The 16,131-nt window shown below is 71.1% G+C and carries 14 protein-coding genes and 1 pseudogene; 6 read left to right on the plus strand and 9 right to left on the minus strand.

Features of this window, described 5'->3' with window-relative positions:
* Positions 1-47: 47 nt before the first annotated feature.
* Positions 48-476: an OsmC family protein gene (locus AB5J49_RS39975; protein WP_369173780.1), complete on the plus strand. Its 429-nt coding sequence runs from the start codon at positions 48-50 to the stop codon at positions 474-476.
* 246 nt (positions 477-722) lie between these two features.
* Positions 723-2,597 carry a molecular chaperone DnaK gene (gene dnaK / locus AB5J49_RS39980; RefSeq protein ID WP_369173781.1) on the plus strand — a complete coding sequence of 625 codons (1,875 nt, stop codon included), beginning with the start codon at positions 723-725 and terminating at the stop codon, positions 2,595-2,597.
* An 8-nt stretch (positions 2,598-2,605) separates the two neighbouring features.
* On the opposite strand, the gene narI is transcribed toward dnaK, so the two are convergent.
* From narI to AB5J49_RS40010, 6 genes are all read right to left on the minus strand, one after another.
* Positions 2,606-3,328 carry a respiratory nitrate reductase subunit gamma gene (narI, locus tag AB5J49_RS39985; RefSeq protein ID WP_369173782.1) on the minus strand — a complete coding sequence of 241 codons (723 nt, stop codon included), beginning with the start codon at positions 3,326-3,328 and terminating at the stop codon, positions 2,606-2,608.
* Complete coding sequence (gene narJ / locus AB5J49_RS39990; protein ID WP_369173783.1) at positions 3,325-3,819, minus strand: nitrate reductase molybdenum cofactor assembly chaperone; 495 nt, start codon at positions 3,817-3,819, stop codon at positions 3,325-3,327. Before narJ ends, narI begins: the two co-directional genes overlap by 4 nt.
* A complete protein-coding gene (gene narH, locus AB5J49_RS39995) occupies positions 3,819-5,450 on the minus strand; it encodes a nitrate reductase subunit beta (protein WP_369173784.1) in 1,632 nt (543 codons plus the stop codon). The genes narJ and narH overlap by 1 nt, the downstream gene beginning before the upstream one ends.
* Positions 5,450-9,163 (minus strand): nitrate reductase subunit alpha, encoded by a 3,714-nt coding sequence (locus AB5J49_RS40000; protein ID WP_369175412.1) that lies wholly within the window; start codon positions 9,161-9,163, stop codon positions 5,450-5,452. The genes narH and AB5J49_RS40000 overlap by 1 nt, the downstream gene beginning before the upstream one ends.
* 92 nt (positions 9,164-9,255) lie before the next feature.
* Positions 9,256-10,071, minus strand: coding sequence for an SAM-dependent methyltransferase (locus tag AB5J49_RS40005; protein WP_369173785.1), 816 nt, complete (start codon positions 10,069-10,071; stop codon positions 9,256-9,258).
* A gap of 109 nt (positions 10,072-10,180) precedes the next feature.
* The gene (locus AB5J49_RS40010) at positions 10,181-11,044 is read right to left on the minus strand and encodes a DUF5753 domain-containing protein (RefSeq protein WP_369173786.1); all 864 of its coding nucleotides are present in this window, start codon (positions 11,042-11,044) and stop codon (positions 10,181-10,183) included.
* A gap of 232 nt (positions 11,045-11,276) precedes the next feature.
* Here AB5J49_RS40010 and AB5J49_RS40015 point away from each other — a divergent pair, with 232 nt between their 5' ends.
* On the plus strand, positions 11,277-11,702 hold the full coding sequence (locus tag AB5J49_RS40015) for a hypothetical protein (protein WP_369173787.1): 426 nt from the start codon (positions 11,277-11,279) through the stop codon (positions 11,700-11,702).
* Here AB5J49_RS40015 and AB5J49_RS40020 read toward each other — a convergent pair.
* Entirely contained in the window at positions 11,684-12,514 is an 831-nt protein-coding gene (locus tag AB5J49_RS40020; RefSeq protein WP_369175413.1) for a helix-turn-helix domain-containing protein, read from the minus strand. The genes AB5J49_RS40015 and AB5J49_RS40020 overlap by 19 nt on opposite strands.
* A 610-nt stretch (positions 12,515-13,124) precedes the next feature.
* Here AB5J49_RS40020 and AB5J49_RS40025 point away from each other — a divergent pair.
* On the plus strand, positions 13,125-13,427 hold the full coding sequence (locus tag AB5J49_RS40025) for a 4a-hydroxytetrahydrobiopterin dehydratase (RefSeq protein ID WP_274245823.1): 303 nt from the start codon (positions 13,125-13,127) through the stop codon (positions 13,425-13,427).
* Between the two features lie 5 nt (positions 13,428-13,432).
* Positions 13,433-14,175 (plus strand): annotated as a pseudogene (locus AB5J49_RS40030) (class I SAM-dependent methyltransferase).
* Here AB5J49_RS40030 and AB5J49_RS40035 read toward each other — a convergent pair.
* Entirely contained in the window at positions 14,159-14,620 is a 462-nt protein-coding gene (locus AB5J49_RS40035; protein ID WP_369173788.1) for a hypothetical protein, read from the minus strand. The pseudogene AB5J49_RS40030 and the gene AB5J49_RS40035 sit on opposite strands and share 17 nt — an antisense overlap.
* Positions 14,617-15,123, minus strand: coding sequence for a hypothetical protein (locus tag AB5J49_RS40040; protein WP_369173789.1), 507 nt, complete (start codon positions 15,121-15,123; stop codon positions 14,617-14,619). Before AB5J49_RS40040 ends, AB5J49_RS40035 begins: the two co-directional genes overlap by 4 nt.
* 39 nt (positions 15,124-15,162) lie before the next feature.
* Between AB5J49_RS40040 and AB5J49_RS40045 the strand changes: the two genes are divergently transcribed.
* On the plus strand, positions 15,163-16,113 hold the full coding sequence (locus AB5J49_RS40045) for a helix-turn-helix transcriptional regulator (protein ID WP_369173790.1): 951 nt from the start codon (positions 15,163-15,165) through the stop codon (positions 16,111-16,113).
* Positions 16,114-16,131: the final 18 nt, after the last annotated feature.

Genomic DNA, 16,131 nt, shown 5'->3' on the forward strand with positions numbered 1-16,131 from the left:
GGGGGACACGGACCCAGGAAACGGGCCCCCATGCGAAAGGATGAATCGTGGCTACCACGCGCTCCGCACACACCGTCTGGGAAGGCAACCTGCTCGAGGGCAACGGTGTCGTCAACTTCGACTCCTCCGGTGCCATCGCCGCCCAGCCGGTCACGTGGGCCTCGCGCTCCCAGGACGCGAGCGGCAAGACCAGCCCCGAGGAGCTGATCGCCGCCGCGCACTCCAGCTGCTTCTCCATGGCGCTGTCGCACGCCCTGGCGGGTGCCGGCACGCCGCCCACCAAGCTGGTCACCTCGGCCGACGTGAGCTTCCAGCCGGGCGAGGGCATCACCGGTATCCACCTCACCGTCGAGGGCACCGTTCCCGGCCTCGACGCGGAGGGCTTCGCCGCCGCGGCGGAGGACGCCAAGAAGAACTGCCCGGTCAGTCAGGCGCTGACGGGTACGACGATCACGCTGACGGCGAAGCTGGCGTAGCGCTCCGCTGGGGGAGCCGCGCAGGGTAGTGCCGCGGAAGGTCGTCTTCAGGGTGCGGCACCGTCGTGGCTGGGCGCGCAGTTCCCCGCGCCCCTCGGGGGCGGCCCTTCGGGCCTGCCCCCGAACCCTGAGCGGGCGCTCAGCTCTCGTTTGGTACCCGTCCCCCCGGTCACCCGTCCCATTGACAAGAACCCCCGCGAGTTTTGTGCTGGAGTTCAAGGGGCGCCCTGGCGGAAGGGGACAGCGATGGCACGCGCGGTCGGGATCGATCTCGGGACCACGAACTCGGTGGTGGCCGTCCTGGAGGGCGGCGAGCCCACGGTCGTCGCCAACGCGGAGGGGGCCAGGACCACACCGTCGGTCGTGGCCTTCGCCAAGAACGGCGAGGTACTCGTGGGGGAGGTGGCCAAACGGCAGGCGGTGACGAACGTCGAGCGCACCGCCCGCTCAATGAAGCGGCACATGGGTGACGGACCCTGGCGCTTCCCGGAACAGGGGGACATCGACGGCACCCGCTACCGGGCGCAGGAGCTGTCCGCCCGGGTGCTGCAGAAGCTGAAGCGGGACGCCGAGTCCTATCTGGGCGAGGACGTCACCGACGCGGTGATCACCGTGCCCGCGTACTTCGACGACGCCCAGCGGCAGGCCACCAAGGAGGCCGGGGAGATCGCGGGCCTGAAGGTCCTGAGGATCATCAACGAGCCCACGGCCGCCGCCCTCGCCTACGGCCTCGACCGGGGCGAGGAACAGACCGTCCTCGTCTTCGACCTCGGCGGCGGCACCTTCGACGTCTCGTTGCTGGAGATCGGCGACGGCGTCATCGAGGTCAAGGCCACCAACGGTGACACGCACCTGGGCGGCGACGACTGGGACCAGCGGATCGTCGAGTACCTCGTGAAGAAGTTCAAGGGGGCGTACGGCATCGACCTCGGCAACGACAAGATGGCGCTGCAGCGGCTTCGCGAGGGTGCCGAGAAGGCCAAGATCGAGCTGTCCAGCTCCTCCGAGACGACGATCAACCTGCCCTACATCACCGCCTCCGCCGAGGGCCCCCTCCACCTCGACGAGAAGCTGACCCGCGCCCAGTTCCAGGAGCTCACCGCGGACCTCCTCGACCGCTGCAAGACCCCCTTCCACCAGGCGGTCAAGGACGCCGGCATCAAGCTCTCCGCGGTCGACCACGTCATCCTCGTGGGTGGCTCCACCCGCATGCCCGCCGTCACCGACCTCGTCAAGGAACTCACCGGCAAGGACCCGCACAAGGGCGTCAACCCCGACGAGGTCGTGGCCGTCGGCGCGGCGCTGCAGGCGGGCGTCATCCGCGGCGATGTCAAGGATGTCCTGCTCCTGGACGTCACCCCGCTGTCCCTCGGCATCGAGACCAAGGGCGGCATCATGACGAAGCTCATCGAGCGCAACACGACGATCCCCACCCGGCGTTCGGAGATCTTCACCACGGCCACCGACAACCAGCCCTCCGTCGGCATCCAGGTCTACCAGGGCGAACGCGAGATCGCGGCGTACAACAAGAAGCTCGGCGTCTTCGACCTGACCGGGCTGCCACCGGCCCCGCGTGGTGTCCCGCAGATCGAGGTCGCGTTCGACATCGACGCCAACGGCATCATGCACGTCTCCGCAAAGGACCTGGCCACCGGCCGCGAGCAGAAGATGACGGTGACGGGCGGCTCGGCGCTGCCGAAGGACGACATCGACCGCATGATGCGAGAGGCCGAGCAGTACGCCGAGGAGGACCGCAACCGCCGCGAGGCGGCCGAGACCCGCAACCAGGCCGAGCAACTCGTCTACCAGACCGAGAAGTTCATCCGCGACAACGAGGACAAGGTCCCGGCGGACACCAGGTCGGAGGTCGAGTCGGCGGTCACCGACCTCAAGCAGCAACTGGAGCAGAACGCCGAGACCAGCGCCCTGCGCACGGGAATCGAGAAGCTCGCCTCGGTCAGCCAGAAGATGGGCCAGGCGATGTACGCCCAGACCCAGCAGACCCCGACGGACAGCACCACCGGCACGGGCACCGAGCAGACCTCACCCCAGGACGACGAGGGCGTGGTGGACGCGGAGATCGTGGACGACGAGAAGGAGCAGAAGGGCGGAGCGGCGTAGAGCCCCGCCTAGGACCCGGTCCGCTCCCAGCCCCGCCGCTCCGGCCGCGGCCCCAGTTGCTCGGGGTCGCGGGTCCGGTACACCACGTACGGCCGGAACAGGTACTGGAGCGGCGCGCTGAACATGTGGACCAGCCGGGTGTACGGCACCAGGGCGATGAGGGCCATGCCGAACACCGCGTGGACCTGGTACAGGACCGGGACGCCGGCCATCAGGTCCGTGGCCGGGCTGAGGGTGAACAGGCTGCGGGCCCAAGGGGCGATGGACTGGCGGTAGTCGTAGCCGTCGCCGGAGGTGTGGGACAGCTTGGCGACCATGCCCAGCACGATCGCCGCGACCAGGACGACGTACATGAGCTTGTCGTTGGCGGTGGTCGCGCGGAACACCGGTGCCCGGGTGCGGCGGCGGTGGACCAGCAGCGCGATCCCGCCGACCGTGACGATGCCGGCCGCCGTGCCGCCGTAGAGGGAGAACAGGTGGTAGGTGTGCTCGCTCACGCCGGCGGCGTCCGTCCATGACGCGGGGATGAACAGACCGACGACATGGCCGACCAGCACGAACAGGATGCCGTAGTGGAAGGCGGGCGAGGCGATGTTCAGGAGCTTCGACTCGTACACCTGGGATGAGCGGGTGGTCCAGCCGAACCTGTCGTAGCGGTGGCGCCAGGTGAGGCCGGCGACGAGCAGGGCGAAGGTGACGTAGGGCAGGACGCCCCACAGGAGGGTGGTCATGGGCGCGCCCCCGTGTGGTCGGTCGGAAGTGTGGCGCACACGGCGTCCAGGACGGACGCGTACGGCGTGCCGAAGTCGGTGAGCCGGGCGCGGAGTTGATCCAGGCACTCCCGGTGCTCCAGAAGGAGGTCGGTGTTGCCGGTGCGGGCCGTGAACTCCAGTACCGCGGGCAGGAAGTCGGGCAGCTCCTCGTCGGCGAACTCCAGGCCGTGCGCGCGGTAGACCTCCTTGAAGCGGACCAGCGACATGCCGCGCCGCCGGGTGTCCCCGTCGTGCCACCAGCTCAGGTACAGGCTGTGGCGGTTCTTGAAGTCGAAGACCTGGACGTAGTGGGCGGCCAGCTCCTGCGGGGACGTGACCATCGCGTGGTCGGTGAACTCGCGGAGTTGCGGGGCGGCTTCGCGCAGCAGCGGCAGGCGGGCGCGGAAGTCGTCGTCGGGGTAGGTCAGGCAGAGCGCGGCCGCCTGGTAGAGCACCTCGAAGGACGGCATCAGGCCTCCTCGGCCTCGGCTGTGGGGGGTGTGGGGGTCGTGTCGGCCGCGTCGTCCGCGGTCTGCCGTCCGCGCAGGAGGTGGAAGTTCTCCACCGGCACCAGTGGCAGCAGCTTGCGGCCCGAGTCCTGGCCGAAGGGTCCGTCCCCGCCCATCCCGGGCCCGCCCTCGTGGTCGAGGCTGCAGCCCTGCGGGAGCGCCGACTCCTCCAGACGCCGGGCGTCCCCGAGGGCCGCCGTCGGAATCACGTACCGGTCCTCGTACTTGGCGATCGCCAGCAACCGGTACATCTGCTCGATCTCGTAGACCCCCATGCCCACGGCGGCGGGCACCGAAGGGTCCGGTTCCTCACCGAGGTTGATCGCCCGCATGTGGGAGCGCATCGCGGCCAGCTTCTCCAGCGAGGACCGGACCGGGCCGACGTCACCGGCCGTGAACAGCTCCGCCAGGTACTCCAGGGGGATGCGCAGGCTGTCGATCGCGCCGAACAGGTTCCCCGCGTCCTCGCCGTCGTGCCCGGTCTCGGTCAGCGCGTCCACCACGGGGGAGAGCGGCGGGATGTACCAGACCATCGGCATCGTCCGGTACTCCGGGTGCAGCGGAAGCGCCACCCGGTACTTGCTGATCAGCGCGTGCACCGGGGAGCGACGGGCGGCCTCCAGCCAGTCGTACGGGATCCCCGCCTCCTCGCACGCCCGCCGCACCCCGGTGTCCTCGGGGTCGAGGAAGACACCCAACTGGGCCTCGTACAGGTCCCGTTCACTGCGCACCGAGGCGGCGGCCGTCACCTTGTCGGCGTCGTACAGGATCACCCCGAGATAGCGCAGCCGGCCCACGCACGTCTCCGAGCAGACCGTCGGCAGACCGGCCTCGACGCGCGGATAGCACAGCGTGCACTTCTCGGCCTTGCCGGTGCGATGGTTGAAGTACACCTTCTTGTACGGGCATCCCGTCACGCACATCCGCCAGCCCCGGCACCGGTCCTGGTCGACGAGGACGATGCCGTCCTCCGCCCGCTTGTACATCGCGCCGGACGGGCACGACGCCACGCAGGACGGGTTGAGGCAGTGCTCGCAGATGCGCGGCAGATAGAACATGAAGGCCTGCTCGAACTCGAACCGCACCTTGTCCGAGGCCTGCGTGCGTGCGCGCTCGACCATCGGGTCGAAGTCGCCGTGGGCGGGGGCGCCGGCGAGGTTGTCGTCCCAGTTCGCCGACCACTCGATCTTCATCGGCTTGGCGTCGAGCTGCGATATCGGCTGTGCCACCGGGAAGTCGTCGCCCAGCGGGGCGTCGGTGAGGTTCTTGTAGTCGTACGTCCAGGGCTCGTAGTAGTCCTTGATCTCCGGGAGTTCGGGGTTGGAGAAGATCCCGGCGAGCTTGCGCAGCCGCCCGCCCGCCTTCAGTTTCAGCGCGCCGCGCCGGTTCAGCTCCCAGCCGCCGCGCCAGCGTTCCTGGTCCTCGTAGCGGCGTGGATAGCCCTGGCCGGGGCGGGTCTCGACGTTGTTGAACCAGACGTACTCCATGCCCTGCCGGTTGGTCCACGCCTGTTTGCAGGTGACCGAGCAGGTGTGGCAGCCGATGCACTTGTCGAGGTTCATCACCATCGCGATCTGGGCCATCGGACGCATCAGTACTCGACCTCCTGGCTGCGGCGGCGGATCACCGTCACCTCGTCGCGCTGGTTGCCCGTCGGGCCCAGGTAGTTGAACGCCCAGGACAACTGGGCGTAGCCGCCGACGAGATGGGACGGTTTGAGGATCAGCCGGGTGAGCGAGTTGTGGATGCCGCCGCGCTTGCCGGTGGCCTCCGTCTTCGGTACGGCGATCGTGCGTTCCTGCGCGTGGTGCATGTAGACGGTGCCGCGTGGCATACGGTGCGAGACGACGGCCCGGGCGACCACCACGCCGTTGCGGTTGACCGCCTCGACCCAGTCGTTGTCCACCACGCCGATCGCGTCCGCGTCCTGCGGGGACATCCAGATGTTCTGGCCGCCACGGGACAGGGCCAGCATGAAGAGGTTGTCCTGGTACTCGGAGTGGATGGACCACTTGTTGTGCGGGGTGAGATAACGGACCGTCACCTCGCTCTGTCCGTCCGGGCCGAGGCGCGGTTCGCCGAACAGCCTGTTCATGTCCAGGGGCGGCCGGTAGACGGGGAGCGCCTCGCCCAGCTCGTGGATCCAGTCGTGGTCGAGGAAGAAGTGCTGGCGGCCGGTGAGGGTGTGCCAGGGCTTGAGGTGCTCGGTGTTGAGGGTGAAGGCGGTGTAGCGGCGCCCGCCCGACTCGCTGCCCGACCATTCCGGTGAGGTGATCACCGGCACGGGCGCGGCCTGGGTGTCCGCGTACGTGATCCGCCTGCCCTCGTGCTCGGCCGCCAGGTGCGCCATCTCCTGCCCGGTGCGGGCCTGAAGGGTGCGGAAGCCCTGGGTGGCGAGGCGGCCGTTGGTGGTGCCGGAGAGGGCGAGGATGGTGTTCGCGGCCTTCACGGCCGTATCGAGGGACGGGCGGCCGTCGTGCCCCACGCCGTTCAGCCGCCTCAGTTCCTCGACCTCCTCGTCAGGATGCAGCGTGATGCCCTTGGCAGGCAGGCCGAGTTGCTCGGCCAGCGGGCCCAGCGCCGTGAACTTGGCGCCGATCGCCGTGTAGTCCCGCTCGACGACGGTGAGGTTCGGCATGGTCTTCCCGGGCACGGGGTCGCACTCGCCCCGTTTCCAGTCTTGGACGACCCCGCCCGGCTGGGCGATCTCGCCCGGGGTGTCGTGCTGGAGCGGGGTCGCCACCAGGTCCTTGCGCACGCCCAGATGGTCGACGGCGAGTTCGCTGAGCCGCTCGGCCAGCGCCTTGAACGCGTCGAAGTCGGTGCGGGCCTGCCAGGGCGGATCCACGGCCGGAGTGAAGGAGTGCACATAGGGGTGCATGTCCGTGCTGGAGAGGTCGTGCTTCTCGTACCAGGTCGCGGCCGGCAGGACGACGTCCGACAGGAGTGTGGACGAGGTCTGCCGGAAGTCCAGCGACAGCAGCAGGTCGAGCTTGCCCTCGGGCGCCTCGTCGCGCCAGGTCACATCCCGCGGCCGCACGTCCGTCGCAGCCTCCTCGGCCTGAAGGGAGGAGTGCGTGCCGAGCAGGTGCCGGGTGAAGTACTCGGCGCCCTTCGCGGAGGAGCCGAGCAAATTGGCCCGCCACAGCGTCAGCACCCGCGGCCAGTTCTCCGGCGCGTCCGGGTCCTCGCACGCGAACTTCAAGGTGCCCGCCCGCAGTTCGGCCACCACCCGCGACACCGGATCACCGAACACCTCGCCCAGCTCCAGCGGATTGCGGTCGAAGGTCGGATACGACGGCATCCACCCCGCTCGCGCCGACAGCGCGAGACAGTCCGCGCCCGTCATCCCCCGGAACCGGCCCGCACCGAGCGGCGAGGCCAGCACGTCGGCCGTGAACCCGTCGTAGCGCCACTGGTCGGTGTTGAGGAACCAGTACGCCGTGCCGATCATCTGGCGCGGCGGCCGTGACCAGTCCGAGGCCGCCGCGAGCGTCGCCCAGCCGGTCACCGGACGGCACTTCTCCTGGCCCACGTAGTGCGCCCAGCCGCCGCCGTTGCGGCCCTGGCAGCCGGTGAGCTGCAGCAGGGCGAGGAAGGCGCGGTAGATCGTCTCGGAGTGGAACCAGTGGTTGGTGCCGGCCCCCATCAGGATCATGCAGCGGCCCTTCGACCGCTCCGCCGTGCGCGCGAACTCCCGGGCGATCCGCACGCACTTGGCCGCCGGGACGGAGGTGTGCGCCTCCTGCCAGGCGGGGGTGCCGGGCGCGTCGGCGTCGTCGTACGACACCGGCCAGCGGCCGGGCAGCCCGGGTCGCGCGACCCCGTACTGCGCGAGCAGCAGGTCGAAGACCGTCGTCACCAGCCGCCCGCACGCCCCGCCGAGCTTCGTCGCCGGGACACCGCGTCGTACGACGTCTCCGCGCCCCTGCCCGTGCGGTCCGCCCTCGGTGTCGAAGCGGGGCAGCAGCACCTCGACGCCTGCGGCGACCTCACTGCCGTACAGGCTCAACCTCGGGCGTATGTCGCCCAGTTCGAGGTTCCACCTGCCCATGCCCGACTCGGCCCAGCGGAAGCCGAGGGAGCCGTTCGGGGCGACCACGCGGCCCGTCACCTCGTCCAGCACGACCGTCTTCCACTCGGCACTCTCACCCGCCTTCCCCAGGTCCGAGGCGCGCAGGAACTTCGCCGGGACGTAAGCCCCGTCCCGCTCCTCCAGGGTCACGAGGAACGGCAGGTCGGTGAACTGCCGTACGTAGTCCGCGAAGAACGGTGTCTCGCGGTCGACGAAGAACTCCTTGAGGACGACGTGTCCCATGGCGAGGGCCAGCGCGCCGTCCGTGCCGGGGTGCGGGTGGAGCCACTCGTCGGCGAACTTGGCGTTGTCGGCGTAGTCGGGGGCGATGACCACGACCTTCTGGCCCCGGTAGCGGGCCTCCGCCATCCAGTGCGCGTCCGGGGTGCGGGTCACCGGGACGTTCGAGCCCCACATCATCAGATACGCCGCGTCCCACCAGTCGCCCGACTCCGGTACGTCGGTCTGGTCGCCGAAGACCTGCGGGGAGGCCACGGGCAGGTCGGCGTACCAGTCGTAGAAGGACAGCATCGGCGCGCCGATCAGGGAGTGGAAGCGGGCGCCCGCCGCGTGCGACACCATCGACATCGCGGGGATGGGGGAGAAACCGGCGATACGGTCCGGGCCGTACGTCTTGATGGTGTGCACATGCGCGGCGGCGATCAGCTCGATCGCCTCGTCCCAACTCGTCCGCACCAGGCCGCCCTTGCCGCGCGCCCGCTGGTAGCGGCGGCGGCGCTCGGGGTCGTTCTGGACGTCCGCCCAGGCCAGGACGGGGTCTTGCAGGCGCTCCTTCGCCTCCCGGTACATCTCCAGGAGGACACCGCGGATGTAGGGGTAGCGCACCCGGGTGGGGGAGTAGGTGTACCAGGAGAAGGCGGCGCCGCGAGGACAGCCGCGGGGCTCGTACTCGGGGCGGTCGGGGCCGACACTGGGATAGTCGGTCTGCTGGGTCTCCCAGGTGATGATGCCGTCCTTGACGTACACCTTCCAGCGGCAGGAGCCCGTGCAGTTCACGCCGTGGGTGGAGTTCACGACCTTGTCGTGGCTCCAGCGGTCCCGGTAGAAGGCGTCCGCCTCCCGCCCGCCGGTCAGTCGGACACTGTGCAGATCGGGCGCGGGCGTGCCCGGCCGGAAGAACCTGGCGGCCTTCAGCAGCGCCGCGCCCGGCTCGGCGGGCTGCTCGGCAGGCGGCTCGACGGGCGGCTCGGCGGGCGGGGTGGGCGGTATCCGCGTGTCGGTCACAGGCGCTCCCTTGCTTGCCCTGGTCCCGAACCTAGGGCGGCGCGCGGGAGCGCACCCCTTCACCGCACCCGTACGGGTCAGACCTTGCGGGCGACCCCCGCGTACACGGGCACGATGCCCTCAGCCTGGGCCGCCACGTCCTCCGGCTCCGGGCGCCAGCCGTAGACGGGGATGACGCCGGGTCCGAGCAGCTCCAGGCCGGCGAAGAAGCGGGAGAACTCGGCCAGCGAGCGGGGGAAGAAGGGGGTGCCGCTGCGCCGGAAGTGGTTCGCCGCCTTCTCGATCGCCTCCGGGCTGAGGTCCGGGGTGACCTGGGACAGGATCAGGTAGCTGCCCGGGGCGAGCGCGGCGACGTACTTCCCGAGCAGGCCGTACACGTCGTCGCCGTCGGGATCGTCGCCCAGGTAGTGGGTCAGCGCGACCAGCGACAGCGCGACCGGCTCGGCGAAGTCCAGGGACTCGCAGGCCTGCCCCAGCAGGGTGTCGATGTCACGGACATCGGCGTGGACGTAGGTGGTGCTGCCCTCGGCGGTGCCGTGCAGCAGCGCCTGAGCGTGCCGCAGCACGATCGGGTCGTTGTCCGCGTAGACGACCTTGGACTCCGTGGCGACGCCCTGGGCCACCTGGTGCAGGTTGGGCTCGGTGGGGATGCCCGTGCCGATGTCCAGGAACTGGCGTATCCCGGCCTCGGCGGCGGTGCGCACGGCCCGGTGCATGAACCGGCGGTTGGCGCGCGCACCGCGCAGGACCGTGCCGTCCACGGCCAGGATCTTCCGGGCCAGCTCCTCGTCCACCGGGTAGTTGTCCTTGCCGCCCAGCCACCAGTCGTAGACGCGGGCCGGGTGCGGCCGGCTGGTGTCGACGCGGGTGGACGCGGCCTTGGATCCGGTCATGCGGTGTGTTCTCCTCGGGTCTCGGGACGGAGCTGGGGGAGCCACTCGGAAGTCGCCGCACGGGGCGCGAAGGTTGCCGTGAAGGGCCGGAAAGACCGCCGCGGGCCGCTCAGAAGTCCTCGCGAAGCTCCCGCAGGATCGTCTTCGTGCGCTCCGCCGACGCGGCAGCCGTCGACATGTGGTCCAGCACCTCCAGATGCGCGGCGACCTCCTGGCGGGAGTCGAGATACAGGGCGCCGGTCAGGTACTCGGTGTAGACCATGTCGGGCAGCTCGGGCTCGGCGAAGCGGAACAGGGAGAAGGGCGCGTACGTCCCCGGATGCGGGCCGGAGGCGAACTCGGCGATCTGCAGCGTGACCCGGTCGCGCTCGGCCAGCTCCAGGAGCTTGTCCACCTGGTCCCGCATCACCTCGCCGCGCTCGCTCACCGGGCGCCGCAACACCGTCTCGTCCATGATCACCCACAGGTGGGGCGGGTCGGGGTGGTCCAGCAGCCGCTGCCGTTCCATCCGCAGCGACACATGCCGCTCGACGGTCTCCGGCCCCGCCTGCCCGATCGTCCCGGCCTCCATCACGGCACGCGCGTACTCCTCGGTCTGCAGCAGACCGGGCACGAAGTGCGGCTCGTAGGAGCGGATGATGCGGGCGGCGCCCTCCAGGCTGACGTACAGGCTGAACCAGTCCGGCAACACGTCGTGGAACCGCTGCCACCAGCCCGGCAGGTTGGCCTCCTCGGCCAGCGCGACGAACGCGGCCGCGTCCTTCTCGGGCACCCCGTACGTCTCCAGCAGCACCTGCACGTACGGGATCTTCAGCGCGACCTCGGCCGTCTCCATCCGCCGTACGGTCGCCGCGGCCACCCGCAGGACCAGTGCGGCCTCGTCACGCCCCAGCCCGGCCGACTCGCGCAGCTCCTGCAGGCGCCTGCCGAGCACCACCTGGCCCACGGTGGGGGCCGGCCGCCGCTCACTCACGCCACGCCTCCCCTATGCGCCGGAAGTACGGGGTGCAGTGTGCCATGTTCCGGGGGCCCGTGGGGGGCAGTGCCGTGTGCAGGCTACGCGCCCCTGAGGGCGTATTACCCCCGGGGTAATCGACCGCACCGCCGGACCGCGAGACCGTGTTGGCACCGGGTTCCGGGGCGGCGCACTCCGCTCCGGGACCCGGGTTCCAGCGCAACTCGACCTCGACGGAGGGTGATTCGTCATGTCCGCCACCTCGCTTGCCGTACTTGCCCGGACCTCCGACCCGCAGACCGTGCTGCGCCGCTTTCTGGCCCTGGACGCGGTGGTGACCGGGGCGAACGGGCTCGCCTATCTCGTCGTCTCCGGCCCGCTGGGGCGGCTGCTCGGGGTCGACGGCTCGCTGCTGCTCGCACTCGGTGCCTTCCTCACCGTCTACGCCGCCGCCGTCGGCCTGCTCGCCTCCCGTGCCCGCCCCGCCGCGTTCCCGGTGCGGGCCGTGATCGAGGCCAACCTCGCCTGGGCCGCGCTGAGTCTCGTCGCCCTCGCGCTGTGGCTGTCGCCGACCACGGCGGGCGCGGTGTGGACCGTGCTCCAGGCGCTCACGGTGGCCGGGTTCGCCGGGTTGCAGTACGCGGCGCTGAAAGCACGTCAGGACATCAGCGACTGAAGGTACTTGACCGTCGCCGGGTCGGCCGGGAGGAACGTCTCGATGGCCAGCTCGGCGACGGTCACGTCCATCGGCGTGTTGAAGGTGGAGATGGATGAGACGAAGGACAGGACCCGGCCCTCGTGCTCGATCAGCAACGGCAGCGCGAAGTAGGGGGCGGCCTCGGCCGGTGCGGCTCCGGGCGTCTCCTCCGGTACCGGGTACGCCGCCACCTCCTCGTACAGCCGGCGCAGCGGCTCGGAGCGGTGCAGCGCGATCTGCCGGTCCATCTGGGCGAGCAGATGCCCGCGCCACTCCCGCAGGTTGCGGATGCGCGGCGCGAGGCCCTCCGGGTGCAGGGTCAGTCGCATCGTGTTCAGCGGGGGCGCGAGAAGGTGCTCGGGGATGCCGTCGAGCAGCATCAGGATGCCCCGGTTGGCCGCGTGGACGTGGTACATCGCGTCGACCACGAGGGCCGGGTAGGGCTCGTAGCCCTGGATCAACTGCTCCATGCCCGCGCGGACGGCGTCCAGCGCGGGATCGTCCAGCGGGGTCTCCGGGTAGTGCGGGGCGTATCCGGCCGCCAGCAGCAGCGCGTTGCGCTCGCGCACCGGCACCTCCAGGTGCTCGGCCAGCCGCAGCACCATTTCCTCGCTGGGCCGCGAACGCCCCGTCTCGATGAAGCTGATGTGCCGCGCCGAGGAGTCGGCCCGCAGTGCCAACTCCAGCTGGCTGACCCGCCGTTGCTCCCGCCAGGCCCGAAGCAGAGGGCCCACGCCCGCGGGCCCGTCGGCGCGGGCGGTGGCGGGCGCGGCGTCTCGGGGCGGGACCATGGTCATGAGTACGACCGTAGTCGACGAGCGCGTGGAATGACCGAGCCATGGATGTCGTCCCTGGTGGGAGAGGCCGTGTACCGCGTCCGAGTGCCCGTCCTGCTGGTGCGCCGGGCGTACGAGCGCCGGCTGCAGACCCAGCGGCACCCCGGCCCCGACCACGCCGCACCGCCGAAGAACGGCGCCCCCGAGGGCGGGCTCATGACCCTGGCCTGGGTCTACTGCACGCCCCCGACCCGCAGCTCTTGCTCGACGGCACGACCGGCCAGGTCACCCCCGACTCCAAGGGCTGCGGCGCGGTCATGCGCTCGGCCCCCTTCGGGCCCACGAACTCCGCCGACGGGGCCTTCGCCATGGCCGCCCGGGCCGCCGGAAGGCGCGGGCCTGCGCACGCTGCGGCAACCTCCTGGGTGCCCGGTACGGCGACCACGGCCTCCCGCACGAATGGGCGGGGCGGGTCGAGGGACGGGCCCAGATCGCCGCGCTCGCCTGCGACCCGGCGGCCGAATTCGTCCGCCGCTGACCGCCGGGAGCCGTCTGACCTGGGCCGCCCCGCCCAGGCTGTGGCAGGCTGAAGACGAACCCCCCCACTCCAGGAAGGAGCGAGGCCATGCCCCTCGAACCGCTGTCGCAGAAGGAGATCGAGGACCGGCTCGCGGAGCTGCCGGGCTGGTCGCAGGACGGCGACCGCATCGCCCGCTCCTACCGGCTCCCCTCGCACTTCGCGGCCACGGCGATGGTCGTGCACATCGCCCAGGTCCAGGAGGAGCTCGACCACCACTCCGACCTCACCCTCGGCTACAACACGGTGTCGCTCACCGTGAACACCCACACCGTCAGCGCCGTGACCGAGCGGGACTTCGCCCTCGCCCGGAAGATCGAGGAGCTCGCTCCCGGCCACGGGGCACACTGACGGGCGTGCTGGACTACGACAAGGAAGCGGAGCGGTACGACGCCTCGCGCGGCGGCGAGCCCCGGGCGGCGGCCGCGGCGGAGGCGGTGCTGGGGCTCCTGCCGGACGGCACCCGGCGCCTGCTCGACGTCGCCTGCGGCACGGGCATCGTGACGCGTCGGCTCGCCGCCGCCCGGGACGGCCTGTGCGTGACCGGTGTCGACCTCGCGCCCGGCATGGCCCGGCAGGCCGCCGCCCGTCTGCCCGGCGCCGTCGTGCTCGCCGACAGCCGTCGGCTGCCGCTGCCGGACGGCCGGGTCGACGCCGTCAGCAGCGTGTGGCTGCTCCACCTGGCGCAGACCGCCGCGGACGTGCGGACCATCGTCGGTGAGTGCGCCCGCGTGCTGCGGCCCGGCGGCGTGTACATCACCACGGTCGACAAGGCCGCCGCGCACAACGTGGGCAGCGACATCGATGCCGTGCTGGCCTCCCGTCCGCGCCGCCCGGCCCGGGACGAGGCGGGCTCGTCGAGTCGTACGCCCTCGATCACGGCCTGGTCCCGGCCGGGCAGGCCCGCTTCACCGGCCGCGGCCAGGGACGCAGCCCCCGCCGCACGGTCGCCGACCTGCGCCGGGGGTGGTTCGTCGCCCTGCCGCCCGGCGGCGCGCTCGCCGACGAGTTCGCCGCGCGCCTCGCGGAACTGCCGGACCAGGACCGCCCCCGGCCGGACCCGGTGTTCAGTCTCCGGGCGTTCAGGAAGCCCGAGTGAAGTCCATGGTCCAGTTGGTCAGCCAGGTTCCCCCGCCGTCGACGGAGAACGCCTGCTCCCAGCGGGCCGAGGCGGCGGACACGCACGACCAGACGAACCGCACCCGCACGTCTTTGCCGTCGTGGACGTCGTCGCCGTAGAACTCGCCGCGGCCGTCCTCGAAGCGCCCGATCACCGGCGGGAACAGCTTCCCGCTGCCGCTGGCGGACCAGTTCAGCGACCATTGCCCGGTCTCCCGGTCGAACAGGCGCAACGTCAGCCCCTTCGATCCCAGGTGCGGCATGTCGATCTCGTCGACGTTGGCGGCGCCGTCGAACAGCGGCCAGCAGCGGTTCGTGGCCGGGAACTCCACCCACTCGCTGTCCGGGTCGAGGAAGTGGGTGCGGCGGCGGTTGAGGACCTCCCAGTCGCCGTGGAAGAAGTCGAAGTCGTGCGGGCTGCTCATGTGCGGTCTCCAGTGGTTCCTTCGGGCAGGGAATCGGCCAAGTAGGCCGTCAGGTCCGGGACTTCGGGCGCCAGCAGGTGCCGTACCCAGGCGTCCCGTTCGTGCAGGATCGGCGGCAGTTCCCAGACGCAGCCGATCCACGGCAGGTCGGGGGTGACGAAGTGGGTCGGGTCGTGGTCGGGGCAGCCCAGCACCGGCTGGCCCGCCGCGGCGCCCCTGAAGTGCAGGACGTTGTCCCACACCCAGCTGTAGGCGTTGAGGTAGGCGCCGTCGTCGCCGCCCCGGTGCAGTACGACGAAGGTCGCCGGGGGCGTGCCGTCCGGCTCCGGCAGCAGTTCCGGCAGGATCTCGTACGCCGCCTTCTCCACCTCGGGCGCGATGCCCGCGGGGTCGGCGGTGACGTGGTAGCGCTTGATGTGCCGCCCGGCCACCTCGATCGGCGGGGGCACGGTGAGCAGTTTCTCGACGAAGGGCGCGAAGGCCGGCTTCTCCTTGAGGGCCATGACGGCACGTTAAGAGCCCTTCACTGACATCCTGTGTCAGTGAAGTCCAGCCGACTCGTCTCCATCCTCCTGCTGCTCCAGACCCGCGGCCGGATGACCGCCGCCCAACTCGCGGGGGAGCTGGAGGTGTCGGTGCGCACGGTCTACCGGGACGTCGAGGCGCTGAGCGCCGCCGGCGTCCCGCTGTACGGCGACGCGGGCCACGCCGGCGGCTACCGCCTCCTCGACGGCTACCGCACCCGCCTCACCGGACTCACCGCCGACGAGGCCGAGGCGCTCTTCCTCGCCGGCGCCCCCGGCCCCGCGGCCCAGCTCGGCCTCGGCTCCGTCCTGGCCGCCGCCCAGCTCAAGGTCCGCGCCGCCCTGCCGCGGGAACTGCGCGTCCACGCCGACCGGATCAGCGGCCGCTTCCACCTCGACGCACCCGGCTGGTACGCCGACGCCGACGAGACGCCGCACCTGCCCGCGGTGGCCGACGCCGTCTGGAACAGCCGCGTCCTCGACGTCCTGTACCGCCGCTGGCGTGAACCCACCGACGTGGAGCGCCGCCTGGAGCCGTACGGACTCGTCCTCAAGGCGGGGCGCTGGTACGTCGTCGCCGGTCCCGGGCCCCGCACGTACCGCGTCGACCAGATCCTCCGACTCGCCGCCACCGACGAGGAGTTCATCCGCCCCGACGACTTCGGCCTGGCCGCGTACTGGGCGGTGTACCAGCGTGACTTCCACGACCGGCTGCACCGCGGGGAGGCCGTGGTGCGGCTGGCTCCCGGCGTGACCCTCGACCGCGCGGCCGATCACCGTACGGAGACGGACGGCTGGACCCGGGTCACCGTCCCCATCGAGTCCGTCGACCACGCCCACGCCGAGTTCCTGCGCCTGGGCACCGGCATCGAGGTGCTCGAACCGCCCGAGCTGCGCGACAAGATCGCCCGGACGGTCGCCGAACTGGCCGAAAGGTACGGCAACTCGAGGCCGGGCGGCGGCGACTGAGGGAGCGGAACCCGTCCG

It is taken from the genome of Streptomyces sp. R28, from assembly GCF_041052385.1.
GTDB lineage: Bacteria > Actinomycetota > Actinomycetes > Streptomycetales > Streptomycetaceae > Streptomyces.

Bases quoted from the DNA above. Each gene is read 5' to 3' on its own strand.
- narJ (WP_369173783.1), bottom strand. From the start codon at position 3,819: ATGCCGTCCTTCGAGGTGCTCTACCAGGCGGCCGCGCTCTGCCTGACC.
- narI (WP_369173782.1), bottom strand. From the start codon at position 3,328: ATGACCACCCTCCTGTGGGGCGTCCTGCCCTACGTCACCTTCGCCCTG.
- dnaK (WP_369173781.1), top strand. From the start codon at position 723: ATGGCACGCGCGGTCGGGATCGATCTCGGGACCACGAACTCGGTGGTG.
- AB5J49_RS40015 (WP_369173787.1), top strand. From the start codon at position 11,277: ATGTCCGCCACCTCGCTTGCCGTACTTGCCCGGACCTCCGACCCGCAG.
- narH (WP_369173784.1), bottom strand. From the start codon at position 5,450: ATGCGTCCGATGGCCCAGATCGCGATGGTGATGAACCTCGACAAGTGC.
- AB5J49_RS40005 (WP_369173785.1), bottom strand. From the start codon at position 10,071: ATGACCGGATCCAAGGCCGCGTCCACCCGCGTCGACACCAGCCGGCCG.
- AB5J49_RS40035 (WP_369173788.1), bottom strand. From the start codon at position 14,620: ATGAGCAGCCCGCACGACTTCGACTTCTTCCACGGCGACTGGGAGGTC.
- AB5J49_RS40020 (WP_369175413.1), bottom strand. From the start codon at position 12,514: ATGGTCCCGCCCCGAGACGCCGCGCCCGCCACCGCCCGCGCCGACGGG.
- AB5J49_RS40040 (WP_369173789.1), bottom strand. From the start codon at position 15,123: ATGGCCCTCAAGGAGAAGCCGGCCTTCGCGCCCTTCGTCGAGAAACTG.
- AB5J49_RS40025 (WP_274245823.1), top strand. From the start codon at position 13,125: ATGCCCCTCGAACCGCTGTCGCAGAAGGAGATCGAGGACCGGCTCGCG.